This window comes from Streptomyces sp. NPDC048484 (assembly GCF_040651415.1).
Taxonomy (GTDB): Bacteria; Actinomycetota; Actinomycetes; order Streptomycetales; family Streptomycetaceae; genus Streptomyces.
In genome coordinates, this window is record NZ_JBEZJY010000020.1 from 1 (window position 1) to 19,830 (window position 19,830).

At 68.8% G+C, this 19,830-nt stretch carries 11 protein-coding genes and 2 pseudogenes; 2 read left to right on the forward strand and 11 right to left on the reverse strand.

Annotated features, from left to right (window positions below; translation table 11 throughout):
* From AB0D14_RS20945 to AB0D14_RS20975, 7 genes and pseudogenes are all read right to left on the reverse strand, one after another.
* Window positions 1–7,352 (reverse strand): amino acid adenylation domain-containing protein (locus tag AB0D14_RS20945; RefSeq protein WP_362781152.1); only part of this gene is annotated, 7,352 nt, incomplete at its 3' end.
* 488 nt (window positions 7,353–7,840) lie between these two features.
* Window positions 7,841–8,827 (reverse strand): TIGR01777 family oxidoreductase, encoded by a 987-nt coding sequence (locus tag AB0D14_RS20950; RefSeq protein ID WP_362781154.1) that lies wholly within the window; start codon window positions 8,825–8,827, stop codon window positions 7,841–7,843.
* 79 nt (window positions 8,828–8,906) lie between these two features.
* Complete coding sequence (locus tag AB0D14_RS20955) at window positions 8,907–9,635, reverse strand: spermidine synthase (protein ID WP_362781156.1); 729 nt, start codon at window positions 9,633–9,635, stop codon at window positions 8,907–8,909.
* A 94-nt stretch (window positions 9,636–9,729) separates the two neighbouring features.
* Complete coding sequence (locus tag AB0D14_RS20960; RefSeq protein ID WP_362781158.1) at window positions 9,730–11,415, reverse strand: ribonuclease J; 1,686 nt, start codon at window positions 11,413–11,415, stop codon at window positions 9,730–9,732.
* 80 nt (window positions 11,416–11,495) lie between these two features.
* Entirely contained in the window at window positions 11,496–12,425 is a 930-nt protein-coding gene (locus AB0D14_RS20965; protein ID WP_362781161.1) for a squalene/phytoene synthase family protein, read from the reverse strand.
* Between the two features lie 105 nt (window positions 12,426–12,530).
* Complete coding sequence (locus AB0D14_RS20970) at window positions 12,531–13,448, reverse strand: lytic polysaccharide monooxygenase (RefSeq protein ID WP_362781163.1); 918 nt, start codon at window positions 13,446–13,448, stop codon at window positions 12,531–12,533.
* Between the two features lie 188 nt (window positions 13,449–13,636).
* A pseudogene (locus AB0D14_RS20975) lies at window positions 13,637–14,224 on the reverse strand (IS200/IS605 family accessory protein TnpB-related protein); the annotation flags it as partial.
* A gap of 24 nt (window positions 14,225–14,248) precedes the next feature.
* Between AB0D14_RS20975 and AB0D14_RS20980 the strand changes: the two are divergent.
* Both AB0D14_RS20980 and AB0D14_RS20985 read left to right on the forward strand, forming a co-directional pair.
* Window positions 14,249–14,605: pseudogene (locus tag AB0D14_RS20980) on the forward strand (ABC transporter permease subunit); the annotation flags it as partial.
* Window positions 14,606–14,683: 78 nt separating this feature from the next.
* Window positions 14,684–15,682, forward strand: a complete 999-nt coding sequence (locus tag AB0D14_RS20985) for a hypothetical protein (protein ID WP_362781164.1) — start codon at window positions 14,684–14,686, stop codon at window positions 15,680–15,682.
* Here AB0D14_RS20985 and AB0D14_RS20990 read toward each other — a convergent pair.
* From AB0D14_RS20990 to AB0D14_RS21005, 4 genes are read right to left on the reverse strand one after another with little or no spacing between them, the layout of a single operon-like run.
* Window positions 15,649–16,803, reverse strand: a complete 1,155-nt coding sequence (locus AB0D14_RS20990; RefSeq protein WP_362781166.1) for a betaine/proline/choline family ABC transporter ATP-binding protein — start codon at window positions 16,801–16,803, stop codon at window positions 15,649–15,651. The genes AB0D14_RS20985 and AB0D14_RS20990 overlap by 34 nt on opposite strands.
* Window positions 16,804–16,825: 22 nt before the next feature.
* Window positions 16,826–17,473 carry a lactate utilization protein C gene (locus tag AB0D14_RS20995; protein WP_362781167.1) on the reverse strand — a complete coding sequence of 216 codons (648 nt, stop codon included), beginning with the start codon at window positions 17,471–17,473 and terminating at the stop codon, window positions 16,826–16,828.
* The gene (locus tag AB0D14_RS21000) at window positions 17,470–18,960 is read right to left on the reverse strand and encodes a LutB/LldF family L-lactate oxidation iron-sulfur protein (protein ID WP_362781169.1); all 1,491 of its coding nucleotides are present in this window, start codon (window positions 18,958–18,960) and stop codon (window positions 17,470–17,472) included. The genes AB0D14_RS20995 and AB0D14_RS21000 overlap by 4 nt, the downstream gene beginning before the upstream one ends.
* Window positions 18,957–19,709 carry a (Fe-S)-binding protein gene (locus AB0D14_RS21005; protein ID WP_362781170.1) on the reverse strand — a complete coding sequence of 251 codons (753 nt, stop codon included), beginning with the start codon at window positions 19,707–19,709 and terminating at the stop codon, window positions 18,957–18,959. The genes AB0D14_RS21000 and AB0D14_RS21005 overlap by 4 nt, the downstream gene beginning before the upstream one ends.
* Between the last annotated feature and the right edge of the window lie 121 nt (window positions 19,710–19,830).

The window sequence follows — 19,830 nt, forward strand, 5'->3', positions numbered from 1 at the left end:
GGGACGTCCTGGTGCGCGAACGCGGCCAGGCCGTTTTCGCGGACCTGTTCCAGCAGGGCGGTGAATGTGGGGTCACCGGACAGGTCGGTGCGCATTACCAGGGTGTTGACGAAGAATCCGACCAGGTCGTCCAGTGCCTCGTCGGTGCGTCCGGCGACCGGGGTGCCGAGCGGGATGTCGCTGCCTGCGCCCAGCCGGGACAGCAGTACCGCCAGCGCTGTCTGGAGCACCATGAACACTGTCACGCCCTGGGTGCGGGCCAGTTCGGCAACCCGGGCATGTACCTCGGCCGGCACATGGATGTTCACCTGGGATCCGCGGTGCGAGGCCACCGTTGGCCGTGGCCGGTCGAACGGCAGCACCAGTTCCTGCGGTAGCCCGTCCAAGGCCTTGCGCCAGTAGCCCAGCTGCTCGTTCAGCAGGCTGTCGGGGTCGGTCTCCTCGCCGAGCAGCTGGCGCTGCCACAGCGTGTAGTCCGCGTACTGCACCGCCAACGGCTCCCACTGGGGTGCCCGCCCGGTAGTACGGGCCGTGTACGCGGCCGACAGATCCCGTGCCAGCGGTCCCATCGACCACCCGTCACCGGCGATGTGATGCACCACCATCACCAGCACGCACTCACCCGGCCCCACCCGCAGCAGCCACGCCCGCAAGGGAAGCTCCGCCGCCAGGTCGAACGCGTGACCCGCCAGTCCGGCAACCGCCTCCGTCAGGCCCTCCCGTCCCACCTCGACCACCGGCAGATCAAACGAGGCAGGCGGGGCAAGAATCTGCTGATACGGGCTGCCCTCGTCGGCCGGGAAGACCGTCCGCAAGACCTCGTGCCGGGTCACCAGATCGCCCAGTGCCATCCGTAACGCCTCGACGTCCAGGTCGCCGGTCAGTCGCAGAGCCACGGGAATGTTGTAGGTGGCCGAAGGGCCTTCCAGCTCGCCCAGGAACCACAACCGCTGCTGCGCGAACGACAACGGCATTTGTTCTGCCCGCTCGACTCGTTCCAGCGGTTGGCGTCTCGTGCCGGAGGAGGTCAACCGGCCCGCCAGGGCGGCCGGGGTGGGTGCCTCGAAGAGTGTCCGGATCGGCACCTCGGCTCCGAAGACCGATCGGATGCGGCTCACCAGCCGGGTCGCCAGGAGTGAGTGGCCGCCCAGTTCGAAGAAGTTGTCGTCCACGCCGACCTGGGGGAGGCCCAGGACTTCGGCGAAGACGGTGCACAGGATTTCCTCCTGCACCGTGGCCGGCCCTCGGCCGCTGTCGGCCGTCCGGTAGTCCGGAGTGGGCAGGGCCCTGCGGTCCAGCTTGCCGTTCGCCGTCAGCGGCAGCGCATCCAGGACCACCAGCGCGGACGGCACCATGTACTCCGGCAACACCTCGCCGAGACGAGTGCGCAGCGCGGCAAGATCCACACTCGCGGTGTTGCCGTGACTGCCGCCGCCGCTGCTGCCGCTGGACGGGACGAGGTAGCCGACCAGCTGCTTGTCGCCGGGGCGGTCCTCACGCACCACCACCGCCGACTGGGCCACGGACGGGAGCGCAGTCAGTACGGCCTCGATCTCACCCAGCTCGATCCGGAAACCCCGGATCTTCACCTGGTCATCCGTACGGCCCAGATACTCGAGTTGTCCCTCAGAGCTCCACCGGGCCAGGTCGCCGGTGCGGTACATCCGCTCACCCGGGGTGAAGGGGTTCGCGACGAACCGCTGCGCGGTCAGCCCCGGCCGGTCGAGATAGCCACGGGCCAGCTGCACCCCGGCGACATACATCTCACCTGCCACCCCGGGCGGCACCGGCCGCAAGGCTGAGTCCAGCACGAAGACTCTCATGTGCCGAACGGAACGGCCGATGGGGACGCCACCATCCAGCACATCCGGGTCCCCGGGACGGATGGTGAAGGTGACACATCCGACGGCCGCCTCGGTCGGACCGTACTCATTCGTGATCAGGACGTCGCGGTGCGCGGACCGCCACCGTGTGAGCTGCTCGCCTGCAAGGCTTTCGCCGCCGACGACGAGGTCTCCCCGGGCGAAGGATCCGGCGGGCTCTTCGGACAGAAGGCCCAGGTGGCTCGGCGTCACCTTCAGGAAGGTGGGCGCCAGTTCAGCGGGAAGCCCGTCCCGGATATCCGCGATGTGCAGGGCACCGCCCGAGATCAGCGTGCCGTACAACGGTGTGACGGTCAGGTCGAACGCAGCCGACGAGTGCAGCACGGTCCGACCACTCAGCCCGGGGTACGCGCTGATTGCCCAGGTGAGGTAGTAGGAGACTGCTGCGTGGCTTACCACGACGCCCTTGGGGCGTCCCGTGGAGCCGGAGGTGTAGATCACGTAGGCGGGGTGGGCGGGCAGGAGTGCCGCTCCTCGCTCGCGGTCCGTGAGGTTGTCCCCGGCCATGGTGGACAGCGCCGCCGTGGTGTCTGGGGCATCCGTCACGATGCGCGTCACACCGTCATCCACTGTGCCTGTCATCGCCTGGTGTGTCACCAGCAGTGTGGCCTGGGCGTCGTTGAGCATGTAGGTGATGCGGTCGGCGGGGTAGGCCGGGTCGATCGGGACGTACGCGGCTCCGGTCTTGACCACTGCGAGGAGTGCGGCGACGAGGTCGGCGGAGCGGTCCATCATCACCGCCACACGTTCTTCGGGCCGGGCGCCCCTGCCCACGAGGACGCGGGCCAGCCGGTTGGCCCGCGCGTTCAACTCCGCATAGGTCGCCTCGGTACCGTCGAAGACCACCGCGGTCGCGGCGGGGGTGCGGGTGACCTGGGCTTCGAACAGTTCGGCCAGCGTGGCCGGCGGAACCTCGTGGGTCGTGTCGTTCCACCCGGACAGGATCTGCTCCCGCTCCGCGGTGTCCAGGACATCGATGCGGCTGACCGGCAGCGACGGATCCGCGGTCACTGTCTCCAGGACCATGAGGAAGCGCCGTGCGATCGCCTCGACACTCGCGGGATCGAACAGGTCGGCGGCGTAGGTGATCAGTCCGGTCAGGCCCGCCGGGGTGCCGCCGTCGGTGATCTGCTCGGCGATCTGGAAGTCCAGGTCGAACTTGGCAGGAAGGACGCCCGCAGGCAGTGCCTCGATGTTCAGACCGGGCAGGTCGAGACGCGCTTCGGCGGTGTTCTGCAGGGTGAGCATGACCTGGAACAGCGGATGGCGGGCCATCGACCGGGCCGGGGCGAGGTCCTCCACCAGCCGCTCGAACGGCACATCCTGGTGCGTGTAGGCGCCGAGGTCAGCTTCCCGTGTTCTGGCCAGCAGTTGCAGGAAGGTCGGATCGCCGGACAGGTCTGAACGCAGGACGAGGGTGTTGACGAAGAGCCCCACCAGATCGTCCAGTGCCTCGTCGGTGCGGCCGGCTATCGGGGTGCCGACCGGAATGTCGTCTCCGGCCCCCAGCCGGTGCAGCAGGACGGCCAACGCAGCCTGCACCACCATGAACACCGTCACGCCCTGCACCCGGGCCAGCTCAACCAACTTCTGGTGCACCTGCGCGTCAATGGTCAGTCCGACACTGCCACCCCGATGGGAGACGACCGGGGGACGCGACCGGTCGAACGGTAACGCCAGCTCCTCCGGCAGGTCGGCCAGTGCCTGGCGCCAATAGGTCAACTGCTCGCTCAGGACGCTGTCGGGGTCGGTCTCGTCACCAAGCAGCTCGCGCTGCCACAGGCTGTAGTCGGCGTACTGCACCGGCAACGGCACCCACTCCGGGGCCCGGCCAGTGGATCGGGCGGCATACGCGGCCGACAGATCCCGCGTCAGCGGGGCCAGGGACCACCCGTCACCCGCGATGTGGTGCACCAAGATCATCAGGACGTGCTCGTCAGGACCGGTCTCGAACAGCCAGGCCCGCAGCGGGATCTCGGTGGCAAGATCGAAGTGGTGACCTGCGCTCTCGGTGATCGCGGCCTTGAGGTCAGCTGTCCGTTGGACCGCGAGTGGGACCGGGGCGTTCTCGACCGGCAGGATCTGCTGGTGGGGCTGCCCGTCCACCGTCGCGAACACGGTGCGCAGTACCTCGTGTCGGCCGACCACATCACGCAGGGCGGCCCTCAGCGCGTCGACGTCCAGGTCGCCGGTCAGTCGCAGAGCCACGGGAATGTTGTAGGTGGCCGAGGGGCCTTCCAGCTCGCCCAGGAACCACAAGCGCTGCTGTGCGAACGACAACGGCATCTGTTCCGCCCGCTCGACTCGTTCCAGCGGTTGGCGTCTCGCGCCGGAGGAGGTCAATCGGCCCGCCAGGGCAGCCGGGGTGGGTGCCTCGAAGAGTGTCCGGATCGGCACCTCGGCTCCGAAGACCGATCGGATGCGGCTCACCAGCCGGGTCGCCAGGAGTGAGTGGCCGCCCAGTTCGAAGAAGTTGTCGTCCACGCCGACCTGGGGCAGGCCCAGGATCTCGGCGAAGACGGTGCACAGGATTTCCTCCTGCACCGTGGCCGGCCCCCGGCCGCTGTCAGCCGTCCGGTAGTCCGGAGCGGGCAGGGCCCTGCGGTCCAGCTTGCCGTTCACCGTCAGCGGCAGGGCCTCCAGGACCACCAGCGCGGACGGCACCATGTACTCCGGCAACACACCCTGCAGATGCCTACGCACTACGGCGATGTCCACACCCTCCGGACCGCTCGCCGGGACGAGATAGCCGACCAGGCGCTTGTCGCCGGGGCGGTCCTCACGCACCATCACCGCTGCCTGGGCCACGGACGGGTGGGAGAGCAGCGCGGCCTCGACCTCACCCAGCTCGATACGGAACCCGCGGATCTTCACCTGGTCGTCGGTCCGCCCGAGATACTCCAACTGCCTGTCGGCGTTCCACCGGGCCAGGTCGCCGGTGCGGTACATCCGCTCACCCGGGGTGAAGGGGTTGGCCACAAACCGCTGGGCGGTCAGCCCCGGCCGGTCGAGATAGCCACGGGCCAGCTGGATGCCGGCCAGGTACAACTCGCCCGCAACACCCACCGGCGACGGCCGTAACGCCGCGTCCAGCACATAGACCTGCGTGTTCCAGACCGGGCGTCCGATGGGGACACTGCTCCTGCTGGTGTCGCTGTCACACGTCCATGCGGTGACCTCGACCGACGCCTCGGTGGGACCGTAGAGATTGTGGAGCGGAACGTCCAGTACGTTCCGGAACTGCCCGGCGACGTCGCCGGGCAGCGCTTCACCGCTGCAGAACACAGCTCGCAGGTCGGTACAGGCGGCGGCGGCCGGTTCGCGGAGGAAGACCTGCAGCAGGGACGGGACGAAGTGCGCGATCGTGACACGTTCGCGTTGGATCAACTCGGCCAGGTACTCGGGGTCGCGGTGGCCCGAGGGCTTGGCGACCACCAACGTCGCCCCCTGGAGCAGCGGCCAGAAGAACTCCCGTACCGACACATCGAAACCGAAGGGGGTTTTCTGCAACACCCGGTCCGAGGCAGTCAGGTTGTAGGCGTCCTGCATCCAGGTCAGCCAGTTGACGAGACCCGTGTGGGGTACGGCTACGCCCTTGGGCTGCCCGGTGGAGCCGGAGGTGTAGATGACGTAGGCGGGGTGGGCGGGCAGCAGGGGGGTGCGGCGTTCGGTGTCGGTGGGGTCGGTGTCCTGGAGGTCCTTGAGTGCGGTGGTGGTGCGGTCGGCGTCGAGGGCCACGTACGGCGGGTGGCTGTCGGTGAGGCGGGAGGCCAGGTCCGTGCTGGTGAGCACCAGGAGAGGTTGGGCGTCGGCGAGGACGTAAGTGATGCGGTCGGCGGGGTAGTCCGGGTCGATGGGTACATACGCGCCGCCGGCCTTGACCACGGCGAGGAGGGCGACCACCAGGTCGACGGAGCGGTGCATCATGACCGCGACCAGCGACTCGGGCCCCACACCCCGGTCGATCAGCAGGCGGGCGAGGCGGTTGGCGCGGGCGTTGAGTTCCCCGTAACTCAGTTCCAGGTCCTCGAAGACGAGGGCGGTCGCGTCCGGGGTGCGTGCGGCCTGGGCCTGGAACAGTTCCGGCAGCGTCGCCGCGGGCACCTCCCGGGCGGTGTCGTTCCAGCCCTCGAGAACCAGACGCTGCTCGGAGCGGCTCATCAACGTGATCTGGTGTACGCGTTCCTCCGCAGTGGAACGCGCCATCCAGTTCATCACGTCAAGGAATTTCGCAGCATGCTCATGCGCTGCTTCCCGGCTGTAGAGATCCGGGTTGGCATCCACAACCACGGATATGCTTCCGTCGGATGACCTGTCGTACACCGAAATCGACAGGTCATTGAAATTTATGCCACCGAGCCCATGTGCACTGCCGGGGGCGTCACCAAATTTTAGATCGTAGTCAAAGGAGACGATATTGATCAGTAGAGGGTATAGTCCGCTGCGCCCTACGAGTTTCAGGTCTCTGAGGATGTCCTCGTAGCGGTATCGCTGATGCCGCAAGGCATCTCTTACTCCGCGAGACACCTGCTTCACGAGTTCCCTCGCTGTGGCCTTCGGCTGCACTGTGAGGCGCAGAGGAACGATATTCGCCGTCATTCCTGGGATGTTCCGCAGTGCACTTGCTCTGCCCATTACGGGAACCCCGAGAATGATGTCCTCTTGTCCCGTTGCGCGATGCAGGTAGGCGGCGCTCGCGGCTAAGGCCAGTCCCGAGAGGCTCGTTCCCAGCCGACGTGCGGAGCTTCTGAGTTCTGCGGCGGCCTCGGGAGGGATGCGGAGCGTATGACGTGTTAGTTCATGAGGTGTGGTGGAAGGTTCCCGGCCACTCAAGCTGACCGGTTGAGGGTGATCGGAAAGACGATCCGTCCAGTACTCCCGGTCCAGTTCGAATTCTGCGGACGCCCGGTAATCGGCATCGGCGTCCATCAGTACGGAACTCGAGGGAAACGCACCCTCCGTGAGGGATTCGCCGACCAACAGTGCCGTGTATGCTGCAGCGACTCGGGTGGCTATCAGGACTCCTGCGAGTCCGTCCGCGATGATGTGGTGCATTCGCTCGTACCAGAAGAAGAGATCTTCATCCACCTTGAATATGGCGTGGGTGAAAAGTCTACCGCCCTGGAGATCCGCTGGACGTCGCATGTCCGCCTGCATCCAGCTCTCCGCGCTGGAACGGGGATCTTCCTCACCGCTCACGTCGATCACGTGAAACAGCCAATCGCCCCCCAGGTCAAAATGCTGCCGCGGGACTTCGTCTGCGGTTCCCTCGAAGCGCAGACGAAAACAGTCGACTTCTTGGACGACTCTTCGCGCGGCAGCCTCGAATAAGACTGTATCCACCTTTCCGTTAATCTCTACGTATTCGCCCATGTTATAGATCGGATTATCCGGATTCAGTTGCTGCGCATGCCATACGCCAAGCTGTCCGGCCATCAGTTCACGACGGCCGCCATGTGATCCAGACATCTCGATACCTCGGTCAATGTTCGCGCTCCGGGCCAGGAGCGATCAATTAGGCAATTTGACAACAATGTTGATCACTTTACCTTCTCAAGTCGAACTGAACGCTGTCAACTTTCTTGGCGTGGATTGCCCTTTATTTCCTAGTAGGTTCCTTGCCGGGCGGGTGTGGTCTCGTCCGTACGTTTTCTTTGCCTGGTCGATGATTTGTATTCCCGCCGCGTTTTCCGGCAGGCTCGCGGCGGTGAGGTCACGGCGAGGATGGGCCCGGCTTCCGCTGACTCACGGCAGGGCGTGATCGTGGCCGCATCGGAGGGTTTCGTTCGAGCTTCCCCATCGCCTGCTTCTGCGGTGGTCCGGCTCTCGTGAACTCGATGGTCGGAGCCGCCGGCTCCGCAGTTGACGCCGGGCACCTGACCAGGCACGTGCGTCACCGATCTGATCGCCTTTCGCCGCGACTGATGGCCGACCCTCTGTCTACGCGGCGTGGCTGCCTACGCGGCGTGGCTGCTCGATTCACGGGCCCGGCCCGATGCCGCACGAACCGACCTGGACTGCTGTACGAGGGATGTGGCGGCCCCCTCCCACTCGGGATACGCGAAGGCGAATCCGGCCGCGCGCAGCCGACCCGGCACCACCCGACGGCTCTTGAGCAGCAGCTCCGTGTCCGAGCGCAGCGCGAACGCTCCCAGCTCGGCCATCCAGCGTGTCGCCGGCAGCCCCACCGGAACGCCCCAGGCCCTGCGTAGCGCCCACATGAAGTCGCGGTGCGGAAGGGGGCCGGGCGAGGCGAGGTTCACTGGTCCCTCAAGGTCGTCCCGGGCGATCAGGAACTCCACCGCTCGTACGAAGTCCTCGTCATGGATCCAGGAGACGTACTGCGCGCCGCCGGCCACCGGACCGCCCAACCCGAGTCGCGTCAGCCTCGACAGTACGTCGAACACACCGCCCCGATCCGGGCTCATGACCATCGCCGAGCGCAGCGCCACCTTGCGGGTCGCGGGAGTCGGCGCCTCGGCCTGCGCCCGCTCCCAGTTCTTCGCGATCTCGACGCTGTACGCCCAGTAGTCCGGCACCCCGGCCTCCGAGCCGCCGATCAGCCCGGTCGCCTCGTCGTGTGCCGCGTCGAAGCGGTGGGCGTAGACCGTCGCCGTACTCATCTGCAGCCAGACGCGCGGTGGCCGCGCGGCGGCGGCGATCGCCTCGCCGACCACCCGTGCCGAATCCACCCGGGAGTCCATCATGGCCCGCAGGTTCTCGGCGGTGTACCGGCAGGAAACGCTGCGCCCGGCCAGGTTGATCACGGCATCGCAGCCGTCGATCGCCGCGGCCCAGCGGCCGAGCGTGGCCCCGTCCCAGCCGATGTCGTGCGCCCGCACGGGACGCCGGGTCACCACCGTGACCTCGTGGCCGGCCGCCGTCAGCGCACGGTCGAGAATCGCGCCCACCTGTCCGGTTCCCCCGGGCAGCACTACCTTCATCGAGCCCCCTCGGCTTCGGTCGGCATCAACGTATCCCGTATTTTTGAACGGGTTCAACTAATGCCGCCGAACTGTTTGCCTACCGCGGCCCCGGTTCTGTCCTGGCCACGTAGACGGTGTTGGTCGAGGTGCCGCCCTGCAGGGGATTGTCGAAGGCGACGACATGGGCCGCTGACTGGGCGAAGACCTCGGTGAGTGCGGAGGTGAACTGTTCGTCCGGCGGGTCGTTCGACCACAGGGCGAAGACCCCGCCGGGGTGGAGGCGTTCGGTGAGAGCGCGGAGCCCGGCAGGCTGGTAGAGCGCCGCGTGGCGCGGGTGGAGCACATGGCGCGGCGAATGGTCGACATCCAGCAGAACGGCGTGGAAGCGGCGGCCCGGCTCCGTCGGGTCCAGGCCGCCCGAATCGGCCGCCATCGCGAAGAAGTCGCCCTGCACCAGCCGGCAGCGGGCGTCCGAAGTCAGCCGGGAGCCGAGAGGGACCAGGCCTCGCCGATGCCAGTCGATGACTTCGGCGAGGGTGTCGATCACGGTCAACGAGCGCACCCGTGGGTCGTCCAGCACGGCCTCGGCGGTGTACCCGAGCCCGAGTCCGCCGACGGCGACGTCCAGTTCGGTGCCCGGCAGTTCCGCCAGCCCGAGTTCCGCAAGCGCGATCTCGCCGGCTGTGAAGAGGCTGGACATCAAGAACTCGTCGCCGAGCTTCACCTCGTACACATCGGTGTCCGATGCCGGGTCGCGGCGACGCCGCAGGCTGATGTCGCCCATCGCTGTCGGGCGCCAGTCGATCTCCTCGAAACGCGCGCTCATCCATCTACCTTTCTGACGCACCGTCGGCGCCCGAGGCCGGTGCCCGAGGCCGGTGCCTGCTGCCGGCAGGGCGGGAAAAGGGAAGGGCCGCCGGTCAGGCGTCGATGATGACGGGGATGATGAGAGGCCTGCGGCGGTGGGTACGGAAGGCCCAGTTCGCCACGGCGCGGGCGATGAGCTGTTCCAGCTGGTGCGCGTCGCCGACGCCTTCCTGGGCCGCGGTCGCCAGAGTCTTCTCGATGACAGGGATGACCGGTTCGAAGGTGGCGTCGTCGTGGACGAACCCGCGGGCCAGGAAGTCGGGAGTCTCGGCAAGGGCGCCCGTGTCGGCGTCGACGATCGCCACCACGGTGACCACGCCTTCCTCCGCGAGGGTGACGCGGTCCTTCAGGGACGCCTCGGTGGCGCCGCCGACCGCCATGCCGTCCACGTAGACGTTGCCCGCGGGCACCTTGCCGGTGATCGACGCACGGCCGTTCACGAGGTCGACGACGACACCGTCCTCGGCGATGACCACTCGCTCGGGATCGACTCCCGTACGGATGGCCAGATCGGCGTTGGCGCGCAGGTGGCGCCATTCGCCGTGCACGGGCATGACATTGCGGGGCTTGACGATGTTGTAGCAGTACACGAGCTCACCGGCGCTGGCGTGCCCGGAGACGTGCACCTTGGCGTTGCCCTTGTGGACGACATGGGCGCCCCACCGGGTCAGCCCGTTGATCACCCGGTAGATGGCGTTCTCGTTGCCGGGGATCAGGGAGCTGGCGAGCAGAACGGTGTCGCCCTTGCCGACGCGGATCACATGGTCGCGGTTGGCCATCCGGGACAGAGCCGCCATCGGCTCGCCCTGGGATCCGGTGCACACCAGGGTGATCTTGTGGTCGGCCAGTTTCTCCATTTCCTTGGTGCTCACGACCAGACCGCTGGGAACCTTCAGGTACCCGAGGTCGCGGGCGATGCCCATGTTGCGGACCATGGAGCGGCCCACGAAGGCGACCTTGCGGCCGTGCTGGTGCGCGGCGTCCAGGACCTGCTGGATGCGGTGCACATGGCTGGCGAAACTGGAGACGATCACCCGGCGCGGGGCGGTACGCATCACCTGCTCGATCGCCGGGTTCAGATCGCGTTCGGAGGTGGTGAAACCGGGGACCTCGGCGTTGGTGGAGTCGGTGAGGAAGAGATCGACGCCTTCCTCACCGAGGCGGGCGAAGGCGCGCAGGTCGGTGATGCGATCGTCCAGTGGGAACTGGTCCATCTTGAAGTCACCGGTGTGCAGCACCATCCCGGCGCCGGTGCGGATCGCGACCGCGAGGCCGTCCGGGATGGAGTGGTTGACCGCCACGAATTCGCAGTCGAAGGGGCCGAAGCCGCGCCGGTCGCCCTCACGTACCCGCACCGTGCGCGGCCGGATCCCGTGCTCCTTGAGCTTGGCCTCCAGGAACGCCAGTGTGAGCTTGGAGCCCACGACAGGGATGTCGGAGCGCTCACGGAGCAGATACGGCACGCCACCGATGTGGTCCTCGTGGCCGTGGGTGAGCACCACGGCGACGATGTCGTCCAGGCGGTCACGGATCGAGGTGAAGTCCGGCAGGATCACGTCCACGCCGGGTTGGGTCTCTTCGGGGAACAGCACGCCGCAGTCGACGATGAGCAGCTTGCCTGCATGCTCGAAGACGGTCATGTTGCGGCCGATCTCACCGAGACCGCCCAAGGCGACGACCCTCAGCCCTCCTTCGGGCAGGGGAGGGGCGGCTTTCAGTTCGGGATGCGGATGACTCATATTCTGACGTTACCGGAGAGTCCGCCGAGGTGATCCACTGGCTGCCCGGCAGGCCGGTTCAACAGGGCCGGCCGAAGCGGTCACCGGGCGGTTCCGGAAAGCCGGGAAGAGCCCCGGTGCCCCGGCGAGCGGCGGGCCAGCAGGCGCAGGCATGCCACGGGGCGGTCGCGTACGGGACGGCGGGTGATCGAGGCGCCCCGGGCCGTCACCGACCCCAGACGCTGGTGGTGCAGGTCCAGAATGAAACGCATCAGCCGCCGGTGTTCGTCCGAACAGTGGTCCAGCAGCACGGCGGACTCCCGGAGCGTGGCGCGCGCGGCCTGTGCGGTGGTCGCCATCAGCGCGCGCACTCCCGGCAGGTCGCGCCCCTGTTCGAGATCCTCGCGCGTGATGCCGTACCGGTCGAGATCGCTGACCGGCAGATACAGGCGCCCGCCCCGCAGGTCCTCGGACAGGTCGGTCAGTATGTCCGTCCGCTGGGCCGCGTCGGCGAACAGCCGGCAGGCCGCCGCGAACTCGGCACTGCCGCCGCCCTGATGGGCCAGCCCCGAGGTGATCATCAGGAACGGCCAGGTGAGCTCTTCCACGTACCGCTGATAGTCGGCCTCGGTGGCGAAGCCGGGGAAGTCGAGGTCGATCCGCGCGCCGTCCAGGTACGAGTCGACCCACCGGCGCGGCAGCTCACGGTCGGCCGCGGTGTGCAGGAACGCGCGCAGCAGCGGATGGTCGGCGCTTCCCGAGCTGAGCGCCGCGCGCACCCGCGTGTCCCACGCGTCATAGCGTCGGGTGCGCTCCTGGACCGTGCCACGGTCGCAGACGTCGTCGGTGAACGACGCGAACGCGTACCCGGCGAGCACATGCGGCTGATGGGCCACGGGCACCATCAGGCGCACCGCCAGATAACCGGCCGGCTCCCGCCGCCGCATGAACCGCGCGACCTTCGTGTAGTCGTCGCCCAGTACGCCCTGGTTCACCCCGGCCGCTTCCAGGCTCCTCCGCCAGGTCCGCACGTTCCTCCCCGCAACTGCCGCTCTTCACTTCCGGACTTCCGAACTTCCGAAGCGACGCGCAGGCTATCAGTCACGTGATCTTCCGAGGACGGCAGGTCCGGGGCGTCAGCGCCGCCTGCGGAGGGTGAACGCGGCGCCCGCCGTGATCAGGAGACCCGCCGCGCCGCCCGCGATGAGGGGCAGGGCCGGTGCACGGTTGTCCTTGTCCGCGGTGGAGGAGGAGACCGCCTCGCCGGGCGCGCTGGTCAGGGTCTGGGTGGGTTCCACGGGCTTGCTCGCGACGTCGTCCGGGGACTTCGACGGGGCGGCGGTGGTCTTCGACGCGGCGGACTTCGTCGGCGGATCCACGGGCTCCGGCGTCGCGGACCCGACGGACCCGGCGCTCTTCTTCGCGCCGGGGAAGACCACGTCCGAGCACGAGTAGTAGGTGTCCGGCGTGCTGGTGTTCTGCCAGATCGTGTACAGCAGATGGCGTCCGGTGCGGCCGGACGGCAGCTTGGCCTTGATCCGGTAGGCGCCGTTCACCAGCTTCGGGTCGGTGGCCGTCGCGAACGGCTGGGACGGCAGGTCGGACCACTTGAGCGGCTTCGTCGGGTCGTAACCCTCCTCCGTCATGAACAGCTTGAACGTGCCGGTGTGCGGGATCGTCGACCGGTAGGTGAGCGTCATGCCCGCCCCGGCGGTCAGCCGGGTCGAGGGCCAGTCGGCGCGGGCCAGATCGAGGCCCCGGTAGGCGGCCAGACCTCCGCTGCACAGCTTGCCGTCGGGGACGACCTGCCGGTCCCGGCCGTCGACGCCCGCCAGCCGCAGGTTGTCGAAGACGGCGACGCCGGAGGCGACGGCGGCCCGGCAGGCCGCCGACTGCGCCCGCTGCCCGCCCTCGGAGGAGCAGGCCACCGCCCGGCTGACCGGATCCGTCGGCGCCCCGTGCGCGGCGGCGGGCCCGGCGGCCCCCACCGTGAGCAGGAGCGGGGCCGTCCCGACGAGAACGACGAGGGCGGCGGTACGGGGTGCGGTCGTCATGGGCGGGATTCCCTCCTGATGCCGCGGCAGGCAACGTTCGCCCGTCAAGGAGCGGCGGTCGGCGCGGCGAGAGCGCGTGCCGGGCGTCGCGACAGCGCGAACGTTGTCTGTCACGGCACCAGCACGGCGGGCGGGGGAGCCCGCTGCCTCTGAAGTACGGGAGAGGCACAAGGGGCGTTCAACCGTTCCTAGACACTGAGCGGGAGTGAGTCCTGTTGCCAGGACTGTTGCTCGGTGGCGCTGCCCCGGACGGTTTTGGGCAGGCTGGTCTCCCGCTTTCGCTCCACTTCCGGTGGCACGCATCGTGTGCGTGGTCCGGGTGGGTGGGGGCGGGTTTCCTCACGCCGCCGGATCTCCGCTCGGGCCTGGACGGTCCGATGCCCCTGCACATCACTCTGGTGTGCAGGGGGCGGTGTCGTCCGTCGCCGGATCGGATACCCGAGGGCGCGTCGCCCGACCGCGATGCTTGCCGCATCGTGCCGGGAAATTGTGCGAGTCGGTGTGGTCAGTGGTTTCTGCCAGTGCTGGGCACCCCACCGGCTGGTGTAGGCGGGGTCGACCGCGACGATGGCGATGTTCTGTTCGGCGGCCATCGACACCAGCCGGGCTTTGAGTTTCGCCGTCGGGAAGCGGGAGAGCATGCGGCGGAAGCGCTTGTTGCGGCCGTGCTTCTCTCGGCTGGTGCTGTCGGTGAAGTTGAGGTCCTCGATGGCGATCGCGGCGGCCCGGCACAGGCGGGTGTGGTGCAGCAGCCGGGTCAGCGCGTGCCGGATCTCCGGGCCGTGCCCGAGGACACCCGGCAGGCGGCCCGCGGCATGGGATACGGGCCCGTCAGACTGCTGCTGTCCATCGAGCTGCCGCTCGCTCTCCCCGCCGCCATGGCGGGGCTCAGGATCGCCACCGTCTCGGCGGTGTCGCTGGCCACGGTCGGCGCGATCGTCGGCTTCGGAGGGCTCGGCAACCTGGTGGCCACCGCCACGATCGCCGGGCTGGCGGGCGGCGGCGGACTCGGGCGGATCATCACCGCCGGCTTCAACCTGGCGAGTACGGCCCAGGTCGTCGCGGGCGCCGTCCTCGTGGCCGTCTTCGCGCTGCTCGTCGAAGGCGTCTTCGAGGCAGCCGAGCGGCTGGCGCCCCGCAAGGGCCTGCTGAAGTGACGGCTCCGTGACGTCGGTGACCGTACTGGTGCGGTGGGCCGCCTTCCCCACGGCGACGGGCCCCGGTACACGTACTTTATGAAGGACAACGGGGGACACCACCGGACCCGGTGGCAGAAAACACGCGAAACGATCGAGGGCGCAGGGACGAATCCGGCGCCCAAGGGGCTCCTCGACAGTGTGCAGCCCGAACTCGTCCAGGACTACGCGCAGTTCAGCAAGGTCTATCCGAAGCAGCAACTGCAACTGCAGTACCTCCACGGAGCGGCGCAACGCGCCTTCGAGACACAGACCCGGGAGTCGCTGAAGGTCACGGTGGAGTGCGTACTGCGGAACGTGCTGCGGGACCAGCGGCTGTACGACGCGCCCGGCGACCGGGACCTGGGCGACTATCTGAACCGGGAGATCGACGGCTTACGTGCCCGGCTCGGGCAGGACGACGCGGTGGCCGTCAGCCGCGGACTCAACTTCGGGCTCGGCGTCGGCGCGCTGTTCAGCGTGCTGTTACTGGGACTGCCGCTCCTCGCCGGTATGAAGCTGCTCGGCCTGGCCGACGTCACACTCAACTGCACCGACCGCTGGAGCCTGATGGGGGCCTTCGTCTGCGGAGGCGTCGGCGCGTTCGGATCGACGCTCAGCGTCCTGCTGAGGGTCCGCAGCAGTGAGGAGGTGGCACGGCGGCACATCAACGGACACCAGGGGGCCGTCGTCCCGGCCCAGGCGTCCCGGAGCATGCGGCACGAAGGCATCTACCGGGTGCTCGTCGGCTGGATCCTGGCCCTGGCCGTCTACTTCCTGCTCAGCGCCGGCTGGGTCACGGTCATCCACATACCGGCCGGCGCCGACGAGATCTGTGCCACCGACGCGGCCGCCGCGTCGAAGGGCACCGCCTTCTGGGGATTCTGGTGCGCCGTCGGCTTCCTGGCCGGCTTCAACGAACGCTGGGCCTTCGGACTCCTCGACCGCCCGGGCCACCGGAAGGGGAAGCCTGCCCAGACAGGCACAGGCACAGGCACAGGCACAGGCACAGGCACAGGCAAGCATCAGGCGTCGGCCACCGAGTCGAACTCCACCTGACCCCGCGGCACACCGAGCGCGTCCGCGTCGACCGACCGGCGCAGCGCCTCATGCAGCTTCGCCGGAGTCAGTACGCCGAGGAAGCGCGCCCCGTCGAGCACCGCCACCCACCCGGCGTCGTGCTGGAGCATCACGCCGAAGGCCTGCTTCAACGGGGCGCCCACCGGAACCCACGACTTCATCCGGTGGACGCGGGCGCCGACCGTGCCGCCCGCGGCGAGCCCGTCGACGCCCACCCAGCCGTGCAGATCGCCTTCCGCGTCCAGCACGACCGCCCAGCGCGCACCGGCCGCCCGGAGCCGGTCGGCGGCCCGGTCGGCGTCCTCGTCGAGGCGGGCGACCGGCGGCTGCTCCAGGTCGTCGGGCTCGATGTCGGTGACCGACAACCGCTTCAGCCCCCGGTCGGCGCCCACGAACTCCGCCACGTACGGGGTCGCCGGGGTACCCAGTACCGCGCCGGGCGTGTCGTACTGCTCGATGCGGCCCGGCCCGTACACGGCGATACGGTCGCCGAGCCGGACGGCCTCCTCGATGTCGTGCGTGACCAGCAGCACCGTTTTGCGCACGGCCGCCTGCATCCGCAGGAACTCGTCCTGCAACTGCTCCCGTACCACCGGGTCGACCGCCCCGAAGGGCTCGTCCATCAACAGCACCGGCGGGTCCGCGGCCAGCGCCCGTGCCACGCCGACCCGCTGGCGCTCACCGCCCGACAGCTGGTCCGGATAGCGCGGACCGAACGTCTTCGGGTCCAGGCCCACCAGGTCGAGCAGCTCGGCGGCCCGCGCCCGGGCCTTCGCCTTCTTCCAGCCGACGAGGGTGGGCACGGTCGCCGTGTTGTCGAGGACCGTCCGGTGCGGGAAGAGGCCCACCTGCTGGATGACGTAACCGATCCGCCGGCGCAGCCGCACCGGGTCGGTCGTCGCGATGTCCTCGCCGTCGACGAGGATCCGGCCGGAGGTCGGCTCGATGAGACGGTTGACCATCATCATGGTCGTCGTCTTGCCGCAGCCGGACGGGCCCACGAGCGTGACGAGTTCGCCCTTCGACACCTCGAAGGAGAGCCCGTCCACGGCGGTCGTACCGTCCGGATACCGCTTGGTGACCTGCTCGAACCGGATCATGCCTTCACGCCAACCGCGCCCGTCACTCTCCGCTCATCAGCACCACCTCAAGGGTGCGCGGCCCGTGCACCCCCTCGACCCGGTCGAGTTCGATGTCACTGGTGGCGGACGGACCCGAGATCCAGGTCAGCGGGCGGGCCGGGTCGAGGCGTTCCAGCCCCTGGGGGACGGACGACACAACCTGCTCGGGGACGCGTACGACACAGATGTGGTGGTCCGGGACCAGCGTGATCCGGCGGCGTCCCTGGTCCGGGCCGCCGTCCAGCACGATGGTGCCGGTCTCGGCGATGGCGACGGCACAGGCCGTGACCACGCTGTCGACGCGGTCCAGTTCGGCCGGGGTGTCCGCGGCACTGTCGGGCACCCGCGTGACGTCGGTGGCGGCGAGCCAGCCCGGGTCCAGGCCCGTCGGCACGGCGACCGACGCGGAGCCCCGCCCGGCCAGCAGCCGGGCGATCGTCGCCGCCAGCTCGCCGGCCGTACAGCGGTGCACGATCGCCCGGTAGTCCGCCAGGTTCTCCGCCAGCAGCTCCACCGTCCGCTCGACACCCCGGTCCCCGTGCTCGCGCAGATACCCGCGTTCGAAGGCCTGGTCGTACGGCGTGTCGTCCCTCGGCACGTCGGCGAGCGCTCGCCGCACCCGGGCCAGGATCAGTTCCCTGCTGCTCACTTCGAGACGTCCTTTCCGCCGTGCGTCCGCTGCCACCAGTCGCGGAACGGCTCCGCGGGAACCGCCGGCACCGATCGGGTCTCGCTCCAGGCCTTGCCGGGGCCGGGCAGCGTCCGTGGGTGGAAACGGCGCGTCCGGGACGCGAGCCGCTGGCCCGTGCGCAGCGCGCCCGGATGACTGAACGCCCACCGCGCGGCGCGCATCGCCGCACGCTCGGCCGCGTGTCCCTTGGCGGGCTTGATCACGACCTTGGCGCCCTCGCGGGTCACGGCACCGCCCTGCACGACCCGCTCCCGCAGATGCACCAGTACCTCCGGGATGTCGATCGCCACCGGGCACACGTCGTAGCAGGCGCCGCACAGCGAGGACGCGTACGGGAGCGAGGCGTCGATCTCGCTCTCGATACCCCGGAGCTGAGGGCTGAGGATCGCGCCGATCGGGCCGGGGTAGACCGAGCCGTACGCGTGGCCGCCCGCCCGCTCGTACACCGGGCAGACATTGAGACACGCCGAGCAGCGGATACAGCGCAGGGCCTGGCGGCCCACCTCGTCGGCCAGCGTGTCGGTGCGCCCGTTGTCGATGAGGACCAGATGGAAGGTCTGGGGCCCGTCGGCGGTGTCGGAGTCCGTGGTGCCCGTCCACATCGAGGTGTACGGGTTCATGCGCTCGGCCGTCGAGGAGCGGGGGAGGGTCTGGAGGAAGACCTCCAGGTCCTGCCAGGTCGGCACGATCTTCTCGATGCCCACGACCGAGATCAGTGTCTCGGGGAGGGTCAGACACATCCGGCCGTTGCCCTCGGACTCCACCACGACCAGGGTGCCGGTCTCGGCGACCATGAAGTTGGCGCCGGAGACGCCGACCTTGGCGCGCAGGAACTTCTCGCGCAGGTGCAGGCGCGCGGCGTCGGCCAGCTCGGCGGGCGTGTCGGTCAGGCCCTCCGGCGCCGGACGGCCCCACTCGCCCATCTCCCGCGCGAAGATGTCGCGGATCTCGCCGCGGTTGCGGTGGATGGCCGGGACGAGGATGTGCGAGGGCCGGTCCTTGCCCAACTGCACGATCAGCTCGGCGAGATCGGTCTCGTAGGCGTTGATCCCCTCGGCTTCCAGCGCCTCGTTGAGGCCGATCTCCTGCGTCGCCATCGACTTGACCTTGACGACCTCGCTCTCGCCGGTCGTCTTGACGAGGTACGTCACGATCCGGTTGGCCTCGTCGGCGTCGGCGGCCCAGTGCACGGTGCCGCCCGCGGCCGTGACCGACTCCTCCAACTGCACCAGATACCGGTCGAGGTGACGGAGTGTGTGGTCCTTGATCTGCTTGCCGGCCTCGCGCAGCTCGGCCCAGTCCGACAGCTCCGCGACCGCCTTCTCGCGCTTGGCGCGGATGGTGTGCGTCGCGTGGCGCAGGTTGCCGCGCAGGGTCTTGTTGTGGACGGCTTCGCGCGCGGCCTTCGGAAAGGCCGGCATGCCGACGAAAGTGCCACCACTCATGCCAGTTCCTCTTCCGTGCTCGCCAGGATCTCCGCGATGTGCACCGGGCGCATGCCCGTCCTGAGCCGGGTCATGGTGCCTCCGATGTGCATGAGGCAGGAGTTGTCTGCGGCGCACAACACATCGGCGCCCGTCGACTCGGCGTTGCGGACCTTGTCGGCCCCCATCGCCGCCGATACATCGGAGTTCTTGAGGGCGAAGGTGCCGCCGAAGCCGCAGCACTCGTCGGCGCCCGGCAGCTCCCTCAGCTCAAGCCCCTTGACGGACTGGAGGAGCCGGCGCGGCCGGTCGCCCAGACCGAGACTCCGCAGCCCGTGACAGGTCGGGTGGTACGTGACGGTGTGCGGGTAGTACGCGCCCACGTCCGTCACCCCGAGCACGTCCACCAGGAACTCGGTCAGTTCGTAGGTCTTGGGCACGACCGGCGCGAGAGTGGTGGCGAGGCCGTCGCCGCGGCCCTCGGCGCGGGCCCGCTCGCCCATCCGCGGATACAGCTCGCGCACCATCGCGCCGCACGACCCGGAAGGGGTCACGATCGCCTCGTACTCACCGAATACATCGGAGAAGTGCCGGGCCAGAGGCTCGGCCTCGTGCCGGTATCCGGTGTTGTAGTGCGCCTGCCCGCAGCAGGTCTGCGCCATTGGGAAGTCGACATCGACGCCCAGCCTGGTCAGCAGCTTCACCACGGCCCGGCCTGTGTCCGGATAGAGCGTGTCGTTGACACAGGTCAGGAACAGTGCGACACGCATCGCGGCTCCTTGGGATCGGTCATCGGATGAGTGCACGTTACGCGGCGCTGGGCTTCGCCGGAATGAGGTGCGGCGACTGTGGGGTTTCGACTGCCGGTCGACCGTGGCCGGTCGCGCCCCG